The 23,110-nt window shown below is 50.8% G+C and carries 20 protein-coding genes and 1 pseudogene; 13 read left to right on the top strand and 8 right to left on the bottom strand.

The window, feature by feature from the left end; genetic code table 11:
* Window positions 1-2: 2 nt before the first annotated feature.
* A complete protein-coding gene (gene ligA, locus GOC95_RS01530) occupies window positions 3-2,087 on the top strand; it encodes an NAD-dependent DNA ligase LigA (RefSeq protein ID WP_275356375.1) in 2,085 nt (694 codons plus the stop codon).
* A gap of 59 nt (window positions 2,088-2,146) precedes the next feature.
* Window positions 2,147-2,974, top strand: a complete 828-nt coding sequence (locus GOC95_RS01525; protein ID WP_275355237.1) for a tetratricopeptide repeat protein — start codon at window positions 2,147-2,149, stop codon at window positions 2,972-2,974.
* 362 nt (window positions 2,975-3,336) lie between these two features.
* On the opposite strand, the pseudogene GOC95_RS01520 reads toward GOC95_RS01525, so the two are convergent.
* Window positions 3,337-3,766 (bottom strand): annotated as a pseudogene (locus GOC95_RS01520) (transposase); the annotation flags it as partial.
* Window positions 3,767-3,922: 156 nt separating this feature from the next.
* Here GOC95_RS01520 and GOC95_RS01515 point away from each other — a divergent pair.
* From GOC95_RS01515 to GOC95_RS01500, 4 genes are all read left to right on the top strand, one after another.
* Window positions 3,923-5,239: a phytase gene (locus GOC95_RS01515; protein WP_275355236.1), complete on the top strand. Its 1,317-nt coding sequence runs from the start codon at window positions 3,923-3,925 to the stop codon at window positions 5,237-5,239.
* Window positions 5,240-5,480: 241 nt separating this feature from the next.
* Complete coding sequence (msrP, locus tag GOC95_RS01510) at window positions 5,481-6,428, top strand: protein-methionine-sulfoxide reductase catalytic subunit MsrP (protein WP_194747608.1); 948 nt, start codon at window positions 5,481-5,483, stop codon at window positions 6,426-6,428.
* A 1-nt stretch (window position 6,429) separates the two neighbouring features.
* On the top strand, window positions 6,430-7,044 hold the full coding sequence (locus tag GOC95_RS01505; RefSeq protein WP_275355234.1) for a protein-methionine-sulfoxide reductase heme-binding subunit MsrQ: 615 nt from the start codon (window positions 6,430-6,432) through the stop codon (window positions 7,042-7,044).
* Window positions 7,045-7,375: 331 nt separating this feature from the next.
* Window positions 7,376-9,637: a GGDEF domain-containing protein gene (locus GOC95_RS01500; RefSeq protein WP_275355232.1), complete on the top strand. Its 2,262-nt coding sequence runs from the start codon at window positions 7,376-7,378 to the stop codon at window positions 9,635-9,637.
* Between the two features lie 59 nt (window positions 9,638-9,696).
* Here GOC95_RS01500 and GOC95_RS01495 read toward each other — a convergent pair whose 3' ends face one another.
* From GOC95_RS01495 to flhB, 7 genes are read right to left on the bottom strand one after another with little or no spacing between them, the layout of a single operon-like run.
* Complete coding sequence (locus GOC95_RS01495; RefSeq protein ID WP_275356374.1) at window positions 9,697-10,632, bottom strand: flagellar motor protein MotB; 936 nt, start codon at window positions 10,630-10,632, stop codon at window positions 9,697-9,699.
* Window positions 10,632-11,384 (bottom strand): flagellar motor protein, encoded by a 753-nt coding sequence (locus GOC95_RS01490; protein WP_275355230.1) that lies wholly within the window; start codon window positions 11,382-11,384, stop codon window positions 10,632-10,634. Before GOC95_RS01490 ends, GOC95_RS01495 begins: the two co-directional genes overlap by 1 nt.
* Entirely contained in the window at window positions 11,384-12,118 is a 735-nt protein-coding gene (locus GOC95_RS01485) for an RNA polymerase sigma factor FliA (RefSeq protein ID WP_275355227.1), read from the bottom strand. The genes GOC95_RS01490 and GOC95_RS01485 overlap by 1 nt, the downstream gene beginning before the upstream one ends.
* A gap of 17 nt (window positions 12,119-12,135) precedes the next feature.
* Complete coding sequence (locus GOC95_RS01480) at window positions 12,136-12,927, bottom strand: hypothetical protein (protein ID WP_194747603.1); 792 nt, start codon at window positions 12,925-12,927, stop codon at window positions 12,136-12,138.
* A complete protein-coding gene (flhF, locus tag GOC95_RS01475; protein WP_275355225.1) occupies window positions 12,920-14,269 on the bottom strand; it encodes a flagellar biosynthesis protein FlhF in 1,350 nt (449 codons plus the stop codon). The genes GOC95_RS01480 and flhF overlap by 8 nt, the downstream gene beginning before the upstream one ends.
* Window position 14,270: 1 nt before the next feature.
* The gene (gene flhA, locus GOC95_RS01470; RefSeq protein WP_275355223.1) at window positions 14,271-16,358 is read right to left on the bottom strand and encodes a flagellar biosynthesis protein FlhA; all 2,088 of its coding nucleotides are present in this window, start codon (window positions 16,356-16,358) and stop codon (window positions 14,271-14,273) included.
* A gap of 21 nt (window positions 16,359-16,379) precedes the next feature.
* On the bottom strand, window positions 16,380-17,552 hold the full coding sequence (gene flhB, locus GOC95_RS01465) for a flagellar biosynthesis protein FlhB (protein WP_275356373.1): 1,173 nt from the start codon (window positions 17,550-17,552) through the stop codon (window positions 16,380-16,382).
* A gap of 609 nt (window positions 17,553-18,161) precedes the next feature.
* On the opposite strand from flhB, the gene flhD reads away from it, so the two are divergent.
* The 7 genes from flhD (at window position 18,162) to GOC95_RS01430 (ending at window position 23,089) form a co-directional block, all read left to right on the top strand.
* Window positions 18,162-18,482 carry a flagellar transcriptional regulator FlhD gene (flhD, locus tag GOC95_RS01460; protein WP_194747599.1) on the top strand — a complete coding sequence of 107 codons (321 nt, stop codon included), beginning with the start codon at window positions 18,162-18,164 and terminating at the stop codon, window positions 18,480-18,482.
* Between the two features lie 49 nt (window positions 18,483-18,531).
* On the top strand, window positions 18,532-19,098 hold the full coding sequence (gene flhC, locus GOC95_RS01455) for a flagellar transcriptional regulator FlhC (protein WP_194747597.1): 567 nt from the start codon (window positions 18,532-18,534) through the stop codon (window positions 19,096-19,098).
* 46 nt (window positions 19,099-19,144) lie between these two features.
* On the top strand, window positions 19,145-19,993 hold the full coding sequence (locus tag GOC95_RS01450) for a class I SAM-dependent methyltransferase (RefSeq protein ID WP_275355219.1): 849 nt from the start codon (window positions 19,145-19,147) through the stop codon (window positions 19,991-19,993).
* Window positions 19,994-20,175: 182 nt separating this feature from the next.
* On the top strand, window positions 20,176-21,033 hold the full coding sequence (motA, locus tag GOC95_RS01445; RefSeq protein ID WP_194747595.1) for a flagellar motor stator protein MotA: 858 nt from the start codon (window positions 20,176-20,178) through the stop codon (window positions 21,031-21,033).
* Between the two features lie 59 nt (window positions 21,034-21,092).
* Window positions 21,093-22,037, top strand: a complete 945-nt coding sequence (gene motB, locus GOC95_RS01440; RefSeq protein WP_275355216.1) for a flagellar motor protein MotB — start codon at window positions 21,093-21,095, stop codon at window positions 22,035-22,037.
* Window positions 22,038-22,133: 96 nt separating this feature from the next.
* Entirely contained in the window at window positions 22,134-22,676 is a 543-nt protein-coding gene (locus GOC95_RS01435; protein ID WP_194747591.1) for a chemotaxis protein, read from the top strand.
* Between the two features lie 44 nt (window positions 22,677-22,720).
* A complete protein-coding gene (locus GOC95_RS01430; RefSeq protein WP_018985223.1) occupies window positions 22,721-23,089 on the top strand; it encodes a response regulator in 369 nt (122 codons plus the stop codon).
* Window positions 23,090-23,110 lie beyond the last annotated feature (21 nt).

Genomic DNA, 23,110 nt, shown 5'->3' with positions numbered 1-23,110 from the left:
TGATGTCCATGCAAGAGGCTGCGCTGGCGTTGCAGCAGCTTAAGCAACGTATTGCCGAGTATGACTATCACTATTATGTGCTGGACGCGCCCTTGGTCAGCGATAGTGAATATGATGGCCTCTACCGCCAGCTGGTCGGCATTGAGCAGCAATATCCAGAGCTGATTACTGCGGACTCCCCCAGCCAGCGGGTGGGGGGACAGGCATTGTCTGCTTTTGAAAGTGTGCAACACCGGCAAGCCATGCTTTCCCTGAATAATGCCTTTGCAGACGACGAGCTAGAAGCGTTTGATCGCCGAGTGCGTGAAGGTACCGGGGAGGCCGTGGTGGCCTATGCCGTCGAGCCAAAATTTGATGGCTTGGCGATTACCCTGACCTATGAGCACGGGCTATTTGTGCAGGGCGCGACCCGTGGTGATGGGTATACGGGGGAGAATGTCACCCACAACCTCAAAACCATACGCGCCATTCCCAGCCGCTTGAATATTGCGCAGCCACCAGCCTTACTTGAGGTGCGCGGCGAGGTCTTGATGTTGAAAAGAGACTTCGAGAAGCTCAATCAGCAACAGGCCGCTGCTAATGGCAAACTGTTTGCCAACCCGCGGAATGCCGCAGCAGGTAGCTTGCGCCAGCTGGATCCTCACATTACCGCCAAACGCCCTCTACATTTCTTTGCCTATGGTCTGGGCGCCAGCATAGGCGTGCCGGAATTAAATACTCATTCTGAAGCCATGCAATACCTGGCTGACTTGCGTTTTCCTGTCAGTGATTTGCGCGCGGTGAAAATAGGCGCTCAGGGGTTGCGTGAATACTATGCCGAGATTGGCGAAAAACGGCACCAGTTACCGTTTGACATCGATGGCGTGGTCTACAAAGTGAATGACTTTGCCTTGCAGGCCAGCCTAGGCTTTGTTTCGCGTGCGCCGCGCTGGGCGGTGGCACACAAGTTTCCGGCCGAAGAGGCGACAACCATTGTTGAAGATATTTCTGTGCAGGTGGGCCGTACTGGTGCAATCACACCTGTTGCCAGATTGAAACCCGTATTTGTAGGCGGCGTGACGGTCACGAATGCCACCTTGCATAACGAGGATGAATTAAGGCGCAAGGATATCCAGATCGGCGACACCGTGATTGTCAGACGGGCAGGGGATGTGATCCCAGAGGTTGTTTCGGTAAAAACAGAATTACGCCCGGCAGATGCGCGCCGCTTTGAAATGCCTGCCGTCTGCCCGGAATGTGGCTCGCATGTGGTCCGTCCGCAGGATGAAGCAGTGGCACGCTGCACTGGCGGATTGATCTGCCCGGCACAGCGTAAACAGGCCATTACACACTTTGCTTCTCGCCGTGCAATGGATATTGAGGGCCTGGGTGAGAAGCTGGTTGACCAGCTGGTTGCACGCGAACTCGTCCATCATCTGGATGATATTTACCGTTTGACCCTGCCCATGCTCAGCGACCTTGAACGCATGGCAGAAAAATCTGCACAAAATGTGCTGGTAGCCATTGAAAAAAGCAAGCAAACGACTTTGCCCAGATTTATTTATGCATTAGGGATTCGCAATGTGGGTGAGGCCACTGCAAAAGACCTGGCACAACATTTTGGTAATCTTGATGCCTTGATGCAGGCCGATGTAGCCGCACTGACGCAAGTCAAGGATGTCGGGCCGATTGTGGCGGAAGCTGCATATCAGTTCTTTCAGGAACCGCATAACCGCGAAGTGATAGCCGCCATGCGCGATTTAGGCGTGCATTGGGCCGACATTGAAAAAAAGCCTGCTTTGACCCCGTTTGCTGGCAAAACCTTTGTGCTGACTGGCACATTGCCTACGCTCAAGCGTGACCAAGCCCAAGCGATGATCGAAGCCGCGGGCGGTAAGGTCAGCGGCAGTGTCTCGGCCAAAACCAGTTATGTGGTGGCCGGAGAAGAGGCGGGCAGCAAACTTGAAAAAGCGCAGCAACTGAATATCGCCATTCTGGATGAAGCTGCATTGCTCGCCATGTTACAGGCCGCTTCTGAAGATGATACGACGACGGAAACGCCCTCTGATTCAATCGAACCTCTCTCAAAACAATCGAGTTTATTCTGAATATGAACTTAAAATTAACTTTAATTTTTGCTGTTAATCTATTGATTATTAATGAATCAATGGCTAAGGATGCTGCATTGGATGCCTGTGATACTGCCGTCCAAAAACATCAATACGCTGAAGCCGTCAAACTTGCGGAGCAGCATGCTAAACAAGCTGAGTTTTGGCTTTGCAAAGGCCGCGCGCAATCGGGTTTAGGGGATAACACCGCCGCCCAGCAGAGCTTTAAACAGGCACTCAGCCTCAAGCCGGAAGGGCTGGATCTGATTGCGGCGCATATGCTGTTGGGCAATGCGCAGCTGGAAGCCAAAGTGCATGCCGCGGCGCTGGAGAGTTATCAGCAAGCATTGAAATTTAGCGAGCAGCAAAACATGCGCCGCTATGCCCGTGTTGCCCACAACCTGATCGGCGAAGCCTATTTTGAAATGGAGCAGTATGCTGACGCGCTCAAATCATTTGAAGCTGGCGAAAAGCTAGCCTTGAACGACGACGAGCGCGCGGATAGCTATATCCACGAAGCCATGACCTATCAGCAGTTAAAACAGGCTGAAAAAGCGATTGAATATCAGCTCAAAGGTGTCCTGATGCTGCGCAAATCAGGCACCCCTGACCAATATGCTGAAGCCAGCCTGACTTTGGGGCAATTGTTTACCGATAAAAAAGACTTTGTCGGGGCAGACAAAACCTACCAGCGCTTGATGGACTATGCGCATGAAAATGGCGGCGAATTTTATGAAGCCAAGACCGCCATTCAATGGGCCGCTTCAAAAAAAGCACAAGGGGATCACGCGGCTGCGCAACAGTTACTGCAGCAAGCCCGTACCATTGCCGCCAAATTAAAAGATGCTGAATTAGACGCACTCATCGCTAGAGAAAATAAAGAATGAGCATGTCCGATTTATACATAACCCATTAAAAAAGTCTTCATTCGTTTCCGAGAACTCATTCTGGCGTACTGCCATTAGGTGATAAATCAATCGAGTCTGTTCCAGCCCTCGCGGCGGACGGCTATTGCCTGCTTTGCGAGAATGCGGTTCTATAAACCCACACATCGCAGCCCATGGAAGCAATCCATTCACGCTCTAGAAACAATGCCTTGCGTGTGCGCTTGGGGTGTTTGATAAATCCGTCTGTTATTAAACTCGCCTGGCACATATGCTCATGAGGTTGGAATAACGTTGACTGATTTTATGTTACCTTAAACCTGCGAAACAACCGCTCTACTGAGAGTAAGAGCTGTCTGCCCTCTGGCGTGCCAGGGTGACAAGGCGAAGGTTATGGCTCTTCTGGCATCTGCGGCAACCATATGAATTTTGGTGGTCCAGCCACCTCTAGATTTGTCGATAGATTCTGGGCCGTTTTATAACGCACCAGTGCCGTCTGGATTCACCTTGATGATAGTGCTATCAAGGGAACAGCCTCGATTCTGATCGGATAATTTGCAGTTGCTGCAACTGCTCTAAGGGCGCGATTAAGCACGCCAGTTTTGCCCAGTGATTCATGCGCCTGTAGATAGTATGCCAGTTTCCAAAACGTTTGGGCAATCCGCGCCACTTGCAGCCATGCTCGGTAACGTAGAGGATAGCGTTGAGAACTTGCAGGTTGGAAAGGCTGAGATTGCCACGCTGACGCGGCATGCAGTGCTTGATTTGGTCGTATTGTGTTTCGGTGATTTCCATCACCATGATAATATCATTTAGTGTTAACAGGCCCTGGTTGGTAGTCGTTTCATGTGGAATATGTAGGTCCTACACAAGGACTAGTAATCAAGTGTATTTTTGTAATGTTGTGTGCGTATAGTTTAAATCTCATATTTATTTTATGGGGAGACTATAATGTATAAATTACACTGGGCAACCAGCATAGTGTTGTCAACTTTGCTATTTTCTGGGTTTTCGGTAGCGCATGCTACTTCCGCAAGCGTGGAAACGCCGACTATCCCTTCATCAGGCGATGCGGATGATCCTGCTGTTTGGCTTAACCCGACAGACGCTTCAAAAAGTTTAATCATTACCTCAGTCAAAAACGCTGGCTTGCGGGTGTACGACTTGGCTGGCAATCAGATTCAATCTTACTTGCCAGGTAAGATTGGAGGTCAATCTAGCCGTTTAAATAACGTAGATGTTCAATATAACTTCAAAATGGCAGACGGCTCACGTGCGGACTTAGCCATTTTCTCAGAGCGTGGTCAAGATGGATTAAGAGTTTTCAAGATCGATGGCTCAAACGCAACTAGTCCTCTCACCGAAATTACCAGCTTCAACCGAACTTTCCCAAATATCCCCGTGGCCAATCAATCCACGGCTTACGGTTTGGGTTTATGGCGCGATGCAGCGAATGATAAGTTATATAGCTTGGTTGCACAACGAGGTGGCAGTGGTGCGAATGGCTACGAAAAAGGTCATAGCATCGCTCAGTTTGAGATGATTGCAAACGCAGATGGCACAGTGACATCTCAGCTAGTTAACTCTTGGAGTCTACCGACAACATACAAAGGGGTGAACCTCTTGGGTGGAGGTCTTGACTCTACTGGAGTGGTTTATAACCCACAATCTGAAGGTTTGGTGATTGACCAACAAACAGGTATAGCCTATGTTGGTCAAGAAGATGTAGGTATTTGGGGTATAGACCTAAAATCAGGTTCGCTGAGTGGTGTGCCATTGGTAGAGACCAAGAACTTCAATCCGATTAGTCCAATTACTCCTGATGTTGAAGGTCTAACCATTCGCTATGGCGAAAACGGTGAGGGTGTAATTATTGCTTCAAGCCAAGGTGACAGCACTTTTGCTGCATTTAACCGCAAAGACTTCAGTTACTTAGGCTCATTCTCGATTACTGGTAATGGCACAATTGATGGTGTACAACACTCTGATGGTGCAGATGTGACTAGCTTTGGTCTTCCAGGTTTTGAAGACGGTATTTTTATCACACAAGACGGTGAAGATAATGGTGTGGCAGCAGGATCAACAAACTTCAAATATGTAAAATGGAGTGATATTGTTGCAGCAAATCCTTTCCTAGCACCATATGGTAAGACTCCCGTTGGGTTTGACCCTCGCAATATACCAGCTCTAACTGTGCCAGAACCAGAGACATCTGCGATGTTATTGGTTGGTGTTGGGTTACTGAGCATGCGTCGTCGCAAAGCATAATTCATCACGCAGAATAAACAATTACGCGGACTTTTTTGTCGGCAGTCTGACTGCCGACAAAGCCCCCACAAGTTGGGGGCTTTGTGTTTAAATAATCCATCAACATGTTAGCCAGCGTAAGGGCAATCTAATCACTGTCAAACGTCCCTGGCAGTTAAAGTTTTATTTTTATTTGGAATCCCCTGTAAGGTTTTCCTGTCATACGCGACAAACATACAATTGTGACCACACAGGAAACATCATGCAATTTGACCCACACCGCAGTAACCCCAGCGGAATCTTACCCTCAGAAATCACGCCACAAGCGCTGTTTGAACAACGCCGGACTTTGATCAAGGCTGCTGGTATCGCCGCTGCCAGTTTGTGGTTGCCAACCACGGCACAGGCAGCGCAAACGCTGGAGTTTCAAAAAACCGCCTATGGCAAGGAGGAGACGCTCACCGCTTTGCAGGACGTGACCAATTACAATAATTATTATGAGTTTGGCACCGGCAAAGAAGACCCGGCGCGAGAGGCGGTGCTGTTCAAGCCGACGCCATGGACCATCAAGATAGAAGGTGCGGTCAAGCAAGCGAAAACCATAGGCATTGAGCAGCTGATGAAGCTGGCACCGCTGGAAGAGCGGATTTATCGTATGCGCTGTGTCGAGGGGTGGTCTATGGTCATCCCATGGATAGGGTTGCCACTCAAGGCGCTGATTGACTGGGCGCAACCGACCGGCAATGCAAAGTATATTGAATTTGTGTCGTATAACGACCCCCGGCATATGCCTGGCGCGCGCATGCCGATACTGGACTGGCCTTATGTGGAGGGGTTGCGTATGGATGAGGCCATGCAACCACTGACGATTCTGGCGGTGGGACTGTATGGCAAGGTCTTGCCAAATCAGAACGGTGCACCAGTGCGTCTGGTGGTGCCATGGAAGTATGGGTTTAAAGGGGCCAAAGCCATTTCTACCATTCGCTTTGTTGAGCAAATGCCAACGACAACCTGGATGCGGGCGAGTCCGCGTGAATACGGGTTTTACGCCAACGTAAACCCGCAAGTCGATCATCCACGCTGGACGCAGTCCTCAGAGAAGCGTATCGGCGCAGGACTGTTTGCCGGGCGCGTGAAAACCAAGCTGTTTAATGGTTATGAAGAAGTCGCCAGCTTGTATGCAGGCATGGACTTGAAGAAAAATTTCTAATATGAGTCCTTTATTCACATGGCCTTCTCTTTCAGTGAAAGACCGCATCAAGGCGGTGAAGATGCTGGTTTGGCTAGGCGCATTACTGCCGATACTGCGCCTGATATACCTGGGGGTTACCAATGACCTGGGGGCGAATCCGGTTGAGTTTATTGAGCGTTCCACCGGCACGTGGGCACTGGTATTTTTGTTACTGTCACTGAGTGTGACACCACTTAAATCTCTCACCCGGCTAGGCTGGTTGATCGCCGTGCGGCGCCTGTTAGGGTTATGGATGTTTGCCTATGCCAGTTTACATGTGACCAGTTATGTCTGGCTGGATTATCAGTTCGACTGGTCGGACATGCTCAAGGATATCGTCAAGCATCCCTATGTGCTGGTTGGAGCACTGGCTTTATTATTGACTGTGCCGTTGGCGGCTAGTTCTAACCAGGTAGCCATGCATGCCCTTAAACAGCGCTGGAAAACATTGCATCAACTGGTGTATGTGATTGCGGTCTTGGCCTTGCTGCATTTCTGGTGGCTGGTCAAAAAAGACCTGACCGAACCGATCATTTACAGCGGGGTGTTTGGCTTGATCATGCTCTTGCGTTTGCCTGTCTTTAGTAGAAAGTAGATTTGGGCGATTTTTCTTTGATTTTTTATGATGCAAAGCCATCTTACGTGGGACGAACTCCAATCGCCGGATTTACCCCAAAGTGAGGCCGGGGAGGGGGATGGTCGCGCACTGTTTCTACCCGCGAACTTGCTTGCAGCCAGACAAGTGTTAAGGTATCTGTGCTTGACATCGCACTGCTTTTTGGACACATTATTGTAAATATAATGCGCAGCCATCCATTGGTAGTGCTATTCTAAAAATATTCTTCGGGGGTGTGCCATCTCATGACCAGCGTATTTACCTGCGTTGGAGGGACAGAGATTGTGCACTGCAGTTGTGAAAGTTTGCGATGTCTTCAGTAATCTCTGAGCCAAGTGCTTCAATATTGGCCAATCCTGCACTGTGTGTGCTTCTTGAACAGTGGTCTGATTTGCTTGATCCGGCCCAGTATTACCTGGCGGTTGAGACCAATGCCGCCGGTGATTGTTTGTCTGTGTTAGCGCAAGGGCCAGCTGCGACTACACCAGCGCATCAAGTCTTGAATAGCAACGGCCTTTGGCAAGCCTTACCCGCCGAAAGTCATGCGTTGATAAAAGCCCTATTAACGCCCGCCACTGATCAGACCACCCAACAATGCATACAGATTGCCTGCGACCAGCTGGGAGTGCAGTGGCTAGAGTGTCGAGTGCATTATTTTTTGCATGGGCAAAACGAGCCACGTTGTTTGCTGCTGGTGCGGGATGTGAGTCAGACGCATCAAGCTGCCTTGCTTTACCAGCAAGAAAAACAACGAGTGCGAGACTATGATCGCTTCAAGTTTTCTATGCTGGAGCTGATTCTTAAAGAACAGGACACCGAACACATCCTGGCCTGGATTGTTGGCGAGATCGAAGCGCTGCATCCCGAGACCTTTTGTGCCATCGTGCTGACGCAGGATCTGGGGCAACGTGTACAAACCGTGATCGCGCCCAGTTTGCCATCTCCGCTACTGCAAACCTTGCAACAGCTCAAGCTGGAGGCCGGTAACGGCTCTCTAGCCACCGCGATCGCCACGCGCCAGCGCGTGATGGTTGAAAATGTCATGATCCATCCTTACTGGCAGTACCACCGAACGGCAGCACAGGCTTCGGGAGTGCAGGGTGGATGGGCAGAGCCTATTCTTAATGCTGCGGGGGAAGTGCTCGGGGCGTTTGCCTTGTATTCGCGTCAGGTACAACTGCCTACAGCCGCTGAGCAATCCCTGATCGGGCAGGCGGCCAGACTGGTCAGCATCGTCGTGGATCGCCATTTGTCACAGCAGTCGATGCAAACCCTGGCCTATCTTGAGCCGGTGAGCGGCTTGCCTAACCGCAAAAAAATGTATGAAGTATTGCATGCCTTGCGTCATCAATCCGCCGCAGAGCAACATGGCGGTCTCATTTATATAGACCTCGACCATTTCAAATGGGTGAATGAAGCCCATGGCCACAATGCAGGCAATACGCTGTTGCAGCAAGTGGCGCAGCGCCTGCAAAAGGCGGCACAACCGCATTTTATTGCCTGTATGGGCGGCGATGAGTTTCTGATTCTGCTTTCAGGACTGTCGACTCAAAAAGACAAGGCGGTACAACAGGTCTGGGCCTTGCAGCGCAAATTGCACAAGACCCTGCAACGGCCGTTTAACGTGGCAGGACTCAAGCTGCCGGTGACCGCCAGCATGGGTTTGTGCAGTTTTATTGGGACAGACATGGATGAAACGGACTATGTGAAAGCCGCGGACATCGCTTTGCACAAAGCGAAGCAGTCTGGCCGCAACCATGCCTGTCTGTATGAGCCTGGCATGCAGACCGAGATTGCGACGCAAGCGCGCCTGGAAGCCGAGCTGCGCGAAGCCATCGTCCAGCAACAGTTGCGGGTTTATTATCAGGTGCAAGTGGACCACACCGGCCGGCCGTTTGGCGCAGAGGTCTTGCTGCGTTGGCAACACCCCACGCAAGGCCTCACTTCACCGCTGCAATTTATCGCGGTGGCCGAGAGCAGTGGCCTGATTGTTGAAATCGGCATGTGGGTACTCGACCAGGCATGTGCACAAATTGCCGTTTGGCAACGGGCACAAAAAACACGTGAACTCAGTTTGTCGGTGAATATCAGCGCGCGTCAGTTCCGACAGGCCAATTTCACCGCCATGGTCAAAGCCTGTTTACAGCGGCATCAAATCAACCCCAATGCCTTGCGTCTGGAGTTAACCGAAAGCCTGCTTTTGGAAAATGTGGACGATGCGGTACGCATCATGACAGAGCTCAGCCAGTCAGGCATCCAGTTCTCCCTAGACGACTTTGGCACCGGCTATTCTTCGTTGCAATATCTTAAAAAATTGCCACTGTATCAACTCAAGATAGACCGCTCATTTGTAAATGATATTGTGACCGATAGTCATGACCGCACCATTGTGCGTACCATTATTGCCATGGCGCAGAGCATGTACCTCGGCGTGATTGCCGAAGGGGTTGAAACCCCAGAACAACTGGAACTGTTGCTAAACAATGGTTGCCGCCGCTACCAGGGTTACCTGTTTGGTAAACCCATGCCAATAGACGCATTTAATGATTGGTTGCAACAAGCGTTGGTTTAGAAATGATGCCCTAAAAGGCGATGGTTTAAAAAATAACTTTTACGGCCGCACAGCCAAGGTCAAGGCTGACTGTTGCGCTTGTTTGTCATTGCTGATGGCAAGGTAGCTGGCGTTGCCATCGGTGGAATCTCTGCGGTTGCTTCTGGCTCGGCTGGCGAGACTTCCTGGCGGTTCGCCAGATTGGTGGTGAGTTGCTCACCTGCCTCTGCGGTGAGGATGCGCAGGGTGATACGGCTGTTGAGCGATTGCGCCAGGTTATTGTCACTGCTGGAGACCGGCCGCGTTTCTGCCAGGCCAAGGGCTGAAAGCCGTTTGGCGGCGATGCCATCGGCGGCCAGTGTTGCCGCGACGCGTGCTGCCTGCGTGGCCGTCAATGTCCAACGCTTGCTTTCTGCGTCAACCATGCCACTGAAGGTGTGCTTGTCACTATGCCCTTCAACCTGGAGGGTGCGGTATTCATTTTTTAGTTGTGCGCTGATGATGTGCAGTACCTGGTTGGCCTGTGGTGTATATGCCGCCTGATTGTTCTGGAACAGCAGATGGGTAGAAATATCCATTTCCACCCCCAAGTCTGACTGGTAAACCATGATCTGTTTTTGCTCTATCCATTGCGCCAGCGTGTTGGCCAGTTGTTGAGCCATGGCGCGTATTTTCTCCTGATCACGCTGTTTTTTTTCCTGATATAGATAGCTGAGCGGCAAAGGCTTCATCACCGCACTTGGGACTTGCCCGTTTTGATTCTGCGCGCCAGGAACTGGCAATCCAGGCGTTTGTAAGCCCTGTGGCATATTCTGCGGCTGGCCGACAGCCCCCGGTTGCCCCTGAAACGCATTGACGACCGAGCTGGAGAGGGCGCGGTATTTATTCAGGTTAATGTTGGAGGTGGCATACATGACGACGAAAAAAGCAAACAGCAGGGTAATGAAGTCTGCATAAGAAATGAGCCACCGTTCGTGGCTTTCCTCTTCATCTTCGAGCTTGTGGCGTCTGTACATCACGATTGTCTCAAATGCAGATAAGATTCCAGCCGCTCACTGACCAATTTTGGATTGTCGCCCCGTGCGATGGAGACCCAGGCATTGAGCAGCATTTCACGCCTGGACATTTCATGCTGGACATGGCCTTTGAGTTTGTTGGAGATGGGTAAAAACACCAGGTTGGCGAGCGCCACACCATAAATGGTGGCAACAAAGGCCACTGCGATGCCGCTACCGATCTTGCTTGGATCAGACAGATTCTCCATGACATGAATCAGGCCGAGCACCGCGCCCAGAATGCCTACGGTGGGCGCATAGCCGCCTGCCGCTGACCAGATTTTGACAGCGTCGCGCTGTTGCATTTCGTAGTAATACATATCAATGGCACAGACTTCGCGGATGCGATCAGGCGGGGTACCGTCCACCAGCAATTGCAAGCCCTTGCGTACGAAAGGATCCTGCTCAGGCTTGATGTAACTTTCCAGTGACAGAACGCTTTCTTTGCGCGCCTGCTGGCTCCATTGATTGATTTTGACGGCGAGTTTTTTGCGGTCATCTTGTGGGTGGACAAAGGCCAGCTTCAACATGCGCAGGCCTTTGATAAACACTTTGAGTTCGGTTTGCAGCAAGACGGCGCCAGTCGTGCCGAGAATAACCACGGCAAAGGCAGCAGGTTGCATCAGGGAGTTGAGGTGGCCCCCTTCTATGACTTGGCCCAGGACCAGGCCGCCGAGTGCAATCAGCAGTCCGGCCAGGCTACCCCAATCCATCAGGCGACTCCGGTCCAGGCTTTTTCACGCATGGCGGCACGCAAGCGGGCGACCGCCTGGCTATGCAGCTGGCAAACGCGTGATTCGGACACATTCATGATGGCGCCAATCTCCTTGAGGTTGAGCTCCTGCTCGTAATACAAGCCCATCAATATCTTTTCGCGCTCTGGCAAGTTGTCGATAGAGGCTATCAAAGCTTCACGGAAGTCACTTTCGAGCAGGGCTTTCACCGGGTCGCTGCTATCATCGTCCACATAACGATCCAGAAAGTGCTCGCCACCGTCATCGTCCTGAAAATCTTCGTAATAAATCAGCTGGTGACCCTGGCAGTCGCTCAAGACCTCGTAGTAATCTTCCAGGCTAAAATTCATGTGCTTGGCGATTTCGGATTCAGTTGGCGGGCGACCCAGTTTTTGTTCCAGTTGCTGCACGGCCAACTCGATATCGCGCATGTTTTTGCGGATACCGCGCGGCAGCCAGTCGGCACCGCGCAATTCATCTAGCATGGCGCCGCGTACGCGCTGAGAGGCGTAAGTTTCAAATTGTGCCCCATGCGTATCTTCGTAACGCTGTATCGCGTCCATCAGGCCGATCATGCCCGCTTGCACCAGGTCATCCAGCTCGACGCAGGAGGGCAGCTTGGCCTTCATTTGATACGCCATTTTCTTGACCAGGCCGCTATGCATTTTGAGCATCTGATCGGTATTTTGAGTCGTGCCTTTAGCGGTATACATGTTTTTCCTTTTTGACTTTAGGCAACAGCCATGGATGGCATGGAAATCCGTTGTTGTTCGAGACGATGGGCGACGGTTTTAAACGCCAGTGTGCTGGAAAGCTGTTTGCTCACTTCTGCAGTCGCGCGCCCAGGGTTGGCAGTGACTGCCTTGGCGGTTTCAGCAGGCATGGCCCCGATGAACTCCAGCGTGATGCCCAAAAATTGTTTGCACACCTGGTTCAGGCGCATAAAGTACTGATTGCCTTGATCATGGTTAGCGTCTGTCACGACGACACCCAACGGAATCTGCCCATGCTGCTGGCTGATGTGCTTGATGGTCGCATATGCCGACTTAATGGCGGCTTCGCTTCTATCCATTTGGATCACCAGCTCATGCGCGGCAATTACCGGCAGCAGCAGGCTGTAGTCTTGGCTATCCAGTTGTGCTTCAATCATCACAGTGTCGTAATCGTACGCAAGTTGCTCAACTATACCGTTGAGTTGCGTTTTTAAATCGTGAGATAAAGGCGAGGTTAACAGGTCATTTTCGCCCAAACAGGTCAGGTCATAGCCTTGCGGGTGTTTGAAAATGCCCCGCTGGATGGCCTGACGTTGCACGGCGATGCCTTGCAGGGAATGTGTCATCGCGGGTTGGCGGTGCGCGTGCACCAGCAACAAACGCTGTTCCGGCGTCAGCATGCTGGTCGCCAGTTGACGCATCCACTGGCTGGCTGGTTGGCCATTGGCCCCAATCACACTGATAATGCGGGCAGAGGTTTTGGCCATGATACGGCGCAAGCCGTCCGCCTGGTCACGGTAATTAAACATGTGGCTGCTCCTGGCTGGCGGTTTGCATCATGCTGGAGATCACCAGCGGTAACTCTTCATCCAGATACTGGTAGGGCAGGCTGGCCTGGTGTGGTGTCAACACGCGCTCGACCAGGGCTTGCTTGTCTGCAACCTCGATATCCTCTGGCACACGCTGACCGCTGGTGGTGTAAAACAGGCGCATGCGTTCGCGAATCAACACGTCCAGTACATTGCCAATCGCAGCCGCTTCGTCGAGTTTGGTGACGATACAGCCAGCGATATCATGCTTTTTGTAGCTACGCATCACATCAGTCAAGGTATCGCCGGTTGAGGTCGCATTCAGGCACAACAGTTTCTGTATCGGGCTGTCGGCACGGCTCAGCATGGAAAGTTGCTCAGTCACCGCCTGATCACGCTGGCTCACGCCTACCGTATCCACCAGGATCATATGTTTGTTCTTGAGTTCGTTTAAGGCTATTTTTAAGTCTTCTTCATCTTTGACCGCATGCACCATCACGCCCAGAATCTTGCCGTAAATGCGTAATTGCTCGTAGCCGCCAATCCGGTAGCTGTCCGTGGTGATCAAGCCCAGGTTTTGGGTGCCATGTTTCATCACATAGCGGGCGGCCAATTTGGCCGTGGTGGTAGTTTTGCCGACCCCGGTCGGGCCGACCAAGGCATAGATGCCGCCACGGTCCAGCAAAGCATCTTCGTCGTCCAGCGTATGCAAATTGCGGCTGATCACTTCTTTGGCCCACATTGGCGCCTTGTTCACATCAATGTGTTGCGGCATTTTTTCGGCAATCTGGCGCGAAAGAGACGCACTGAAGTTGGCAGCGAGCAGGGTGCCCAGCACTTTTGATTTGGCCGGGCTATGTTGTAAATGATGCTGCCAGGTCATGGCACTCATCTGGGTTTCAAAGTGGCTGCGCATCTGGCGCATTTCCACCATCATGCCTTGCATTTTTTCTTCCAGCGTTTGTGTTGCCAGCTGATACGCATGCTCTTGTTGTTCACTGTGCTGCTTGAGCATGTCCATGATGGCCGATTCGTTGACATTGGCCTCTTCAGATACCGTGGCTGCCGGCGGCTGAACGGCGCGCGGTGTCGGTACTGGGGTTGCTTGCCGGGGTTGCTCTTTGGCATTCACAAAATCAAGCAGGCTGCGGGTTTGCTCGCTGCCTTGCTCAGCAGTTGCCTGGCTCGCACTGGCATCGACATCCGACTCCAGCATGGCCATGATCTCGGTCCCACCGTTGACACTGCGATTCGCAACAATAATGGCATCTTCCCCCAGGGCCTGCTTGACCTGAGCCAAGGCTTCACGTGCGTTTTTGCCAAAAAATCTTCTGATGTTCATATTACTGCGCTCCGATTAAACTGGTGACACGAATCGATTTGTTGTCTGGCAACTCATCGTGGGATAACACTCTGAGGTGCGGGACGGTCCTTCTTAAAAATCTGGATAAAGCCTGGCGGAGGGGACCAGCCACCAGCAGGACTGGTGTCAAGCCCATCTGCTCTTGCTGTCTGGCGGCCATTTCGGTCTCTTGTGACAGTCTTTCGGCAATGCCAGGCTCGATCACGCCCTGGCTGGACTGGTTGTTTTGTAATGCTTGCAACAACAGTTTTTCCAATTGGCCATCTAAGGTCATGGCGGTGATTTCGTTGCTGTAGGGGAACAGGTCCTGCACAATTGCACGCCCCAGCTTGATACGGACCATGGCGGTCAAGTCATTGGCATCTTGCGAATACTGGGCATGGTCTGCCAGCGTTTCCAGAATTGTGCGCATGTCACGGATATGCACGCCCTCATTGAGCAGGTTTTGCAAGACCTTTTGCAAGGTGGACAAGCTGATGATCTTGGGCACAATTTCCTCAATCAGCTTGCTGGATTCTTTGCTCATGTGATCCAGCAACTGTTGGACTTCCTGGCGGCCCAACAGCTCACCGGCATTGAGTGAAATGATGTGGTTTAAATGAGTGGCAATCACGGTGCCTGGATCTACCACGGTATAGCCCAGACTTTGTGCGAATTCTTTCTGCTCGGGATCAATCCACACTGCGGGCAAGCCAAAGGCTGGATCTGTAGTGCGGGTGCCTTCAAGCTCACCGGTCACCGCACCAGGATCAATCGCCAGCATTTGATGATAGTTAGATTCCCCGGTCGCCATTTCCACGCCTTTCATGGTGATGCGGTAGGCGTTCGGTTTAAGCGTCAGGTTGTCGCGGATATGGACCGTCGGTGCCAGGAAACCAATCTCCTGGGCAAATTTCTTGCGAATGCCCTTGATACGCTTGAGCAATTCACCGCCTTGACCTTTATCCACCAGCGGGATCAAACGGTAGCCAACTTCGAGGCCGATGGTATCTACTGGCAGCACATCGTTCCAGGTAGCTTCTTCCGCCTCGCTGGCCGGGGCCAATTTATCATCTGGTTGTGGTTCAATCACCGTTTGCTGTTTGGCTTTTTCCTGTTTTTGTTTGACAGAATAGGCCATCCCACCCAACAAGCCCCCCAAACCGATAAAGGCCAGGTGAGGCATGCCTGGAATCAGGCCGATACCGCCAATAATGCCGGCGGTGATGGTCAGCACACGTGGATTTTCAAACAGTTGGGTAATCAGCTGGCCGCCGATATCTTCATTGTTGGCCACACGTGAAACCACCACACCGGCCGCAATGGAAATCACCAGCGAAGGGATTTGCGCGACCAGGCCATCACCAATGGCGAGCAAGGTGTAGTTTTTCACTGCATCGCCAAAGCTCAGGTCATGTTGCACCATGCCGACAATCAACCCGCCGACAATGTTGATAATAATGATCAGGATCCCGGCGATCGCATCCCCGCGCACATACTTACTGGCACCGTCCATCGCGCCATAGAATTCGGATTCCTGGCCGACTTCTTTGCGGCGGCGGCGGGCTTCATCTTCGCCAATCAGGCCCGCGTTCAGGTCCGCGTCAATCGCCATCTGCTTGCCTGGCATCGCATCCAGGGTAAACCGTGCACCCACTTCTGCAATCCGGCCCGCACCTTTGGTGATCACGGTAAAGTTGATAATGGTGAGGATGACGAACACCACGATACCGACCGCATAGTTCCCGCCAATCAGAAAGTGACCAAAGGCCTCGATCACTTTACCGGCGGCATCAGGGCCGGCATGGCCCTCGGTCAGCACGATACGGGTCGAAGCCACGTTGAGCGACAAGCGCAACATGGTGGTCATCAGCAGTACGGTCGGGAAGGCGATAAAGTCCAGCGGCTTGGTGGTTTGCAGACCGATCATCAAGACCAGGATGGACAAGGCAATATTAAAAGTGAAAAACACATCGAGCATGATGGCCGGTAACGGCAAGATCATCATGGCCAGCAGCAAAACAATAATGAGCGGGGCGGCGATGCTGCGGCCGTCCAATTTCCCCATTATTTGTTGCCAGTTATTCATCTAAATACTCCTCAGTCTTGCTTATTCAATATCTGTTGCCGTGGCAGGCGCTGCGACCAGTGCATGTGGATCCAGTGCGTCCGGGACCGGTACATCAGTAGGGATGACCGGACGGACGCCGCCATGCTGCTTGAACACGCGCAGTTGAAACACATAAGCCAAAATTTGCGCTACCGCGGCATACAAGGTTTGAGGAATCTCGCGCTCCAGCTCGGCATGGGCATACAAGGCCCGTGCCAGTTTGGGGGATTCCAGCGTCATCACATTATGTTCTGCAGCAATTTCCTTGATTTTTTGCGCAAGTACATCGACGCCCTTGGCAACGACGACAGGTGCTGCATTTTCACCTTCTTTATAGCTGATCGCCACGGCATAGTGGGTCGGGTTAGTAATCACCACGTCTGCCTTGGGCACATTACTCATCATTCTTCTGCGCGCCATTTCACGCTGCTGCTGACGGATACGGCCTTTAATTTCAGGGCTGCCTTCGGACTCCTTGGATTCGTCCTTGAGTTCCTGTTTGGTCATTTTGTGTTTTTGCGCGTATTGATACAGCTGGTAGGGCACATCAATCACGGCGATCAGGACCAGCGCAGAAGCCAATGTTAAAAAGCCGGTCACCATAAATTCGCTGACAGTGCTAATCCCGGATTCCAGCGGCATGCTGGACAAGCCCAACATCGGTTGCAAATCCTTTTTCACCAGCGTGTAGCCGACAGAACCAACCAGGATGGTTTTTGCAATCGACTTCACCAACTCCACCAGCGAGTTCTTGGAGAACAGATTGGACAAGCCTTTCATCGGGTTGAGTTTGCCAAAGTTGGGCACCAGCGATTTCTGCGACATCACCCAGCCACCGACCAAGATCGGTGAAGCAATCGCTACGGCAACCACAATGACTGCCAGTGGCAAAAAGGCCCACATCGCCTGTTCCACCACTTTGATCATATGCACAATCAACAGCTGCGGCTCAAACGCCATGGCCCTGTCCAGACTCAGGCCCTGACGCAATACATCCTTCATGGCCTCACCCATCGGCTTGCTCATCATCATGATGGCAATGCCGCTGGTAAACAAAACCGCACAAGAGGCCAATTCGCGCGACCTGGGAACATCGCCGTCTTCGCGTGCCTTCTCCAATCGCTTGGGGGACGCGTCTTCGGTTTTTTCCATATCGCTGTCTTCAGCTGCCATGTCTTTCACTCGTTCCGGGTTTGCACACCACGCCATGTCGTGTGTCTTGTGAGTGATTATTGGCTAGATAAATGTATTTCTAAGTTGGGAATAAAAGGGCGAATTGACCGCTTTCTCACAGTTGCTGCCTGTCTGTTGTTAAGGGGTGTAAAAGCTAAAAATATTTTTGATTAATAAACAGTGACTTATCAAATTTTTGTATTTTTTTTGATTGCGCACCCTAAAGTTTTATCAAGTAGGGACGTTAACCGGAATATCTGAAAAAGTATCTGGCCACCATGAAGGCGGCTTAAAAACGAATAAAAGTCATTGTTTACGGAATACAACAAGAAAACTTGAATTAATTTTTGAATTGGAAATCAAAAAATGCTGACACACTGCACATAACGAACTTGTAGCTCAACTTTAGGTTTGAGCGATAAGTGATTGATATTATTGTTAGTGAACAATGCCGTGTAGGGGTTTGTAAGACAAACTCCTACACGGCTGTTTTCGTCTGTCTTACAAAATAAACCGACAAACCCTGATTGTTGCAGTTCATGATTGCGCGCAAAGTACGCCTAACGCTCAGGCGGACTTAAATTTACGCAAAAAAACGGAGAAAAGATCATGAACATGCAAAACGATTTACTCGCTGAAATCAAGGATGCCAATCTGAACTACCTGATGTTGGCGCAACAACTGATCCGTGCTGACAAAGCCACTGCCATCTTCCGCCTTGGCATTAACAAGGAAATTGCAGATCTGCTCGAAAACTTGACCAATCTGCAGTTACTCAAACTCTGTAACACCAACATGCTGCTGACCCGCTTCCGCTTTGATGATAGCGAAATCCTGGGAATGCTGACCAGCTATGCCAAAGACCCTGCCCAAGCCCATCTGCATACCGCGGTATTGATGTCAGCCCAGGCCGCAGATTCCACAGTATAAGCAGCGTAGTTGTCACCACACGGCGATTAGAAAGAGAAAAGAGGATATCATGCAAAAGAAGAGTGTAGTAAACGAAGCAGAACAAATTCAACTGGCCATGCAAATGATCGAACTGGGCGCCCGCCTGCAGTTGCTCGAATCACAAACCACATTGTCACGTGAGCGTTTGATCAAGCTGTACAAAGAGATGAAAGGCGTTTCTCCTCCAAAAGGCATGTTGCCATTCTCTACCGACTGGTTCTTGACCTGGCAACCAAACATTCACTCCTCGATTTTCTACAACATTTATCGCTTTATGGTTGATTACGCAGGGGTAGACGGCATCCAGGCCATCATCAAAGCCTATACCTTGTATATGCAACAAGTACAGCATCCTGATGCCGACGCCAAAGAAGAGCCTGTGTTGTCACTGACACGTGCCTGGACACTGGTACGTTTTATTGAAAGCAAGATGCTGACAACTAAAGTCTGTCATTGCTGTGGTGGTCAATACATCGTCAATAGCTATGATTTGAACCAGAACTATGTCTGCAACTTGTGCCATGTGCCTTCACGTGCCGGCAAAACCAAAAAGGCAAAAGAGTTGAGCTACAAACTGGTTTCCATGACTGCCTGATCAGCCGGATCAGTGTCACGACACTCTGTGAGTGAAAGGATTCAGCATGCCATCGGCCAAACTTTCGGTAGAGACGCTGTTGCCCAAACCCTGGCTACAGCGCCTGCTACCAAAACGGTTGTGGTGCCAGGCATTACTGATCCAGACACTGAGTATACTGTTGATCGCGGGCCTCGCGCCAGGCGTGATCAACAGTGTATTCGCATTTGAATTAAGCCATCTTGGCATTTCGCTAGAGCATGTCTGGATTTGGCTGCTCCTGCATATTTGTTTGGTCAGCCTGCTGGCCAAAGCCGCGCAGATGCCAGTCTGGTGGCGCTGGATTCATGCGATTTTTCCAGTCGCTGTCCTTGGCATGCAGCATATTAACTTGCCTGCCACGGTTTATCTGGCTGGATTTATCATTACCTTGACCCTGTACTGGTCTGTACACAACACCCGGGTCCCATTTTATCCTTCTTTCCCTGCAACCTGGCGCGCGCTGCATCACGTGCTGGAGCAGCATGGCGATGATGCTCCACTCAAAGTGCTGGATATTGGCAGCGGGATTGGGGATCTCGCCCTGTTTTTGGCGAGCCAGCGTGTGCATGACGAGGTTTCAGGTATCGAAATTGCGCCGCTGCCATGGGCGGTCAGTGCGGTCAGAGCCTTGTTTTCTGGCACCAGTGCCAGATTTACGCTCGGTGACTACCGCGAACTGGACTTTGCAAAATTTGATGTCATCTTTGCTTATTTGTCGCCTGCTGTGATGCCCGATGTCTGGCAAAAGGTGAGGGCTGAGATGCCGGCTGGCACGCTGTTTGTCAGCTCCGAGTTTCCGGTGCCAGACATGACGGCGCAACGAATCATCTATCCACAAAAAAACGCCCCTGCCTTGTACGTCTACAGCCTGTAGACAGCCTTTATCCCTTTCTTGTATCCGCCATCGCAGGCGCTTAAGCCTTTCGTTGCTGGCATGAAATCTAACCAGAATTAACCATATTTAATAAGGGGCTAAAGCCCTTTTATTTGGATAATTGAATTCCTTGGCCTGTTGCTATGCTTTTAACATTGGTAAAACCATTGTGGAGTGTAGGCATGTTAGTCATTGTCGGGTATGTCGTTATTTTGGGGGCGATTTTTGGCGGGTACGCAGCGGCCGGGGGGCACTTGGGTGGCCTATGGCAGCCATTGGAAGTCGTAATGATTTTCGGGGGGGCTGTAGGTGCATTTGTTGTCGGCAATGATGCCAAATCATTGAAAGCCACACTTAAAGACTTACCAAATGCCTTCAAAGGCTCCCATGTCAACAAAGCCATGTATATGGATTTGCTGGCTTTGCTGTTCGAGATTCTGACCAAAATTCGTAAAGAAGGGCTGATGTCGATCGAGAAGGATGTTGAAGATCCTGAATCCAGTGCCTTGTTTGGCAAATATCCAAAAATTCAGCATGACCATCATGTGGTCGAGTTTATTTGTGATTACTTGCGTTTGATGGTGTCCGGCAACATGGATGCCTTCCAGGTTGAAAACCTGATGGATAACGAAATTGAAACCCACCATCAGGAAGGCCATGTGGCAGCGCATTGTATTGCAAAGCTCGGTGACGCCTTGCCAGCTTTTGGTATTGTAGCTGCGGTGATGGGGGTGGTACACACCATGGAAAGTTTGCATTTGCCGCCCACCGAACTGGGTGTGCTGATTGGCCATGCCCTGGTGGGTACCTTCCTCGGTATTTTGCTGGCGTATGGCTTTGTTGGCCCGCTGGCTGGGGTGCTGGAAGCCAAGCTGGAAGAAAGCTCCAAGGTCTTTCAAACCATTAAGGTGACGCTTCTTGCCAGCCTGAATGGGTATGCGCCTGCAATTGCTGTTGAGTTCGGCCGCAAGGTCTTGTACTCCACTGAGCGTCCAAGTTTCTCTGAGCTTGAAGATTACGTCAAGCAAGCTAAAAAATAAGCCTGGCAAACAAGATCAATCCAAATAAAGCACAGGACCAACCCTAGAGGACCACGAAAATGGCAGAAGAACATATTGCCCCCATTATCGTTAAAAAAATCAAGAAAGGCGGCGGCGGTCATCACGGGGGTGCCTGGAAAATCGCTTACGCCGACTTTGTGACGGCGATGATGGCGTTCTTTTTGCTGATGTGGCTGCTCGGCTCCACCTCTAAAGCACAACGTGAAGGCATTTCTGAATACTTTAAAACCCCGCTCAAAGTCGTGCTCATGGGCCCGGGCGTGGGTGCCAGTGATTCCGCCTTGAAAAATACCGGCGGCAAGGATGTGACACTCAAGCAAGGTCAGGTGAAGCCGGTCGATGGCGATCCTGGTCGTAACAAAACGATTAAGGAAGAAGAGTTAAAAGAAGTCCTCAAGAAGGCAGAAAAAGCCAAGCTGGAAGAAATCAAGGCCAAGATTGAACAGGCGATTGATGAAAATCCTGAGCTCAAGCAATTCAAATCCCAATTAAAACTGGACATGACAGCGGAAGGCCTGCGCGTACAAATTATCGACGAACAGAATCGCCCGATGTTTGAAAACGCGCGCGCAGATTTGCAACCTTACGCCAAGAAAATTTTGCGAGAGATTGGTAAAACACTCAATGGCGTGGATAACAAAATCAGCCTGTCTGGGCATACCGATGCGACGCCTTATGCCAGCGGTGATCAGGGCTACAGTAACTGGGAGCTCTCGGCCGACCGTGCAAATGCTTCAAGGCGAGAACTGATTGCCGGCGGCATGGATGAGACCAAGTTATTGCGTGTGGTTGGCATGGGCTCGGCCATCATGATGGACAAGGAAAATCCGTTCAATCCGATTAACCGCAGGATCAGTCTGATCGTGATGAACAAGGAAACCGAAGAGGATTTACTCAAGGATAACGAAAAAATTTCTGTCAGTGAAAAAGACCATTCGCAAGTCGATGCATTGCAGAAAACCGCCGCTACACCTGCGGAGTAAAAAAACAGGGAACGGTAAAAGCGCAAGAAATAAGTCATTTTTATGATGCTTATTTCTTGATTGAAAATCAGGGGAATCAGGCAAGATAGGACCACTATGAAAACATTGCCCATAGAAGAACTAAGAGAGTTACTGGCTGCAGTTTCGCACCATGGTGATTGGCATTTGCTCGAAATCGAAACCGATTTACAGCAAACCAGCTTTTTGCTCAATGAGGCGATTGAAAAGCTCAGTGCCAGCTTTATGAATGTGTATGCCCAGTTAATGGAGCAACAGTCTGCCCTCCAGTTATTGGTAGAGGCCGGCAAGTTGCAGCCTGAAGAAATGCAGCAGTTGCAGGTGTTTCAGGACAATATTGGTCAGGAAGTGAATAAAGTGGTGACTGGCATGCAGTTTCAGGACATGACCAATCAATTGCTGCAACGGACGATTAATCGGGTGAACGGCTTAAAAGTGCTGTTACATGAGTTATCCAGCCATCAGTTTCCGATGGCAGCGGATGACGAGCATGAGGAAATCAGAAGCTTCATTCAGCAATTGAACCAGAATTTTGATCAGGGTAGCCAGCATTTGACCGGCAATTTACGCAAGTCAGTGAACCAGCAGGACTTGGCAACCGGTGATATCGATTTATTTTAGTCACAGCGGCGTTTTACAAAATTAGTGAAAAAGGCGAATCAAACATGGCGAAAACAATTTTAACAGTAGACGACTCCGGATCATTGCGTCAAATGGTGGCTTTTAGCCTGAAAGCGGCTGGCTATGATGTGGTACAGGCGGTCGATGGTCAGGATGGCTTGAACAAAGCAAAAGAGAAAACCGTTGACCTGGTGTTGACGGATCAGAACATGCCCGTGATGGATGGGCTGACGCTGATCACCAACCTGCGTACATTGGCTTCTTACCAGAAGGTGCCTATTTTGATGCTGACCACTGAGTCATCAGACGAAATGAAGGCAAAAGGCAAAGCGGCTGGTGCAAATGGCTGGTTGGTCAAACCATTTGATCCAAAACGTCTGATTGAAGTTGTACAAAAAGTAATTGGTGCCTAAGGGCACAAGGTTAAGGGACTG

Origin of the sequence: Methylophilus sp. YYY-1 (assembly GCF_029132825.1) — a bacterium.
Classification (GTDB): domain Bacteria; phylum Pseudomonadota; class Gammaproteobacteria; order Burkholderiales; family Methylophilaceae; genus Methylophilus; species Methylophilus glucosoxydans.
Note: the sequence above shows the minus strand (reverse complement) of the source record. Positions and strands in the feature narration are given on the sequence as shown.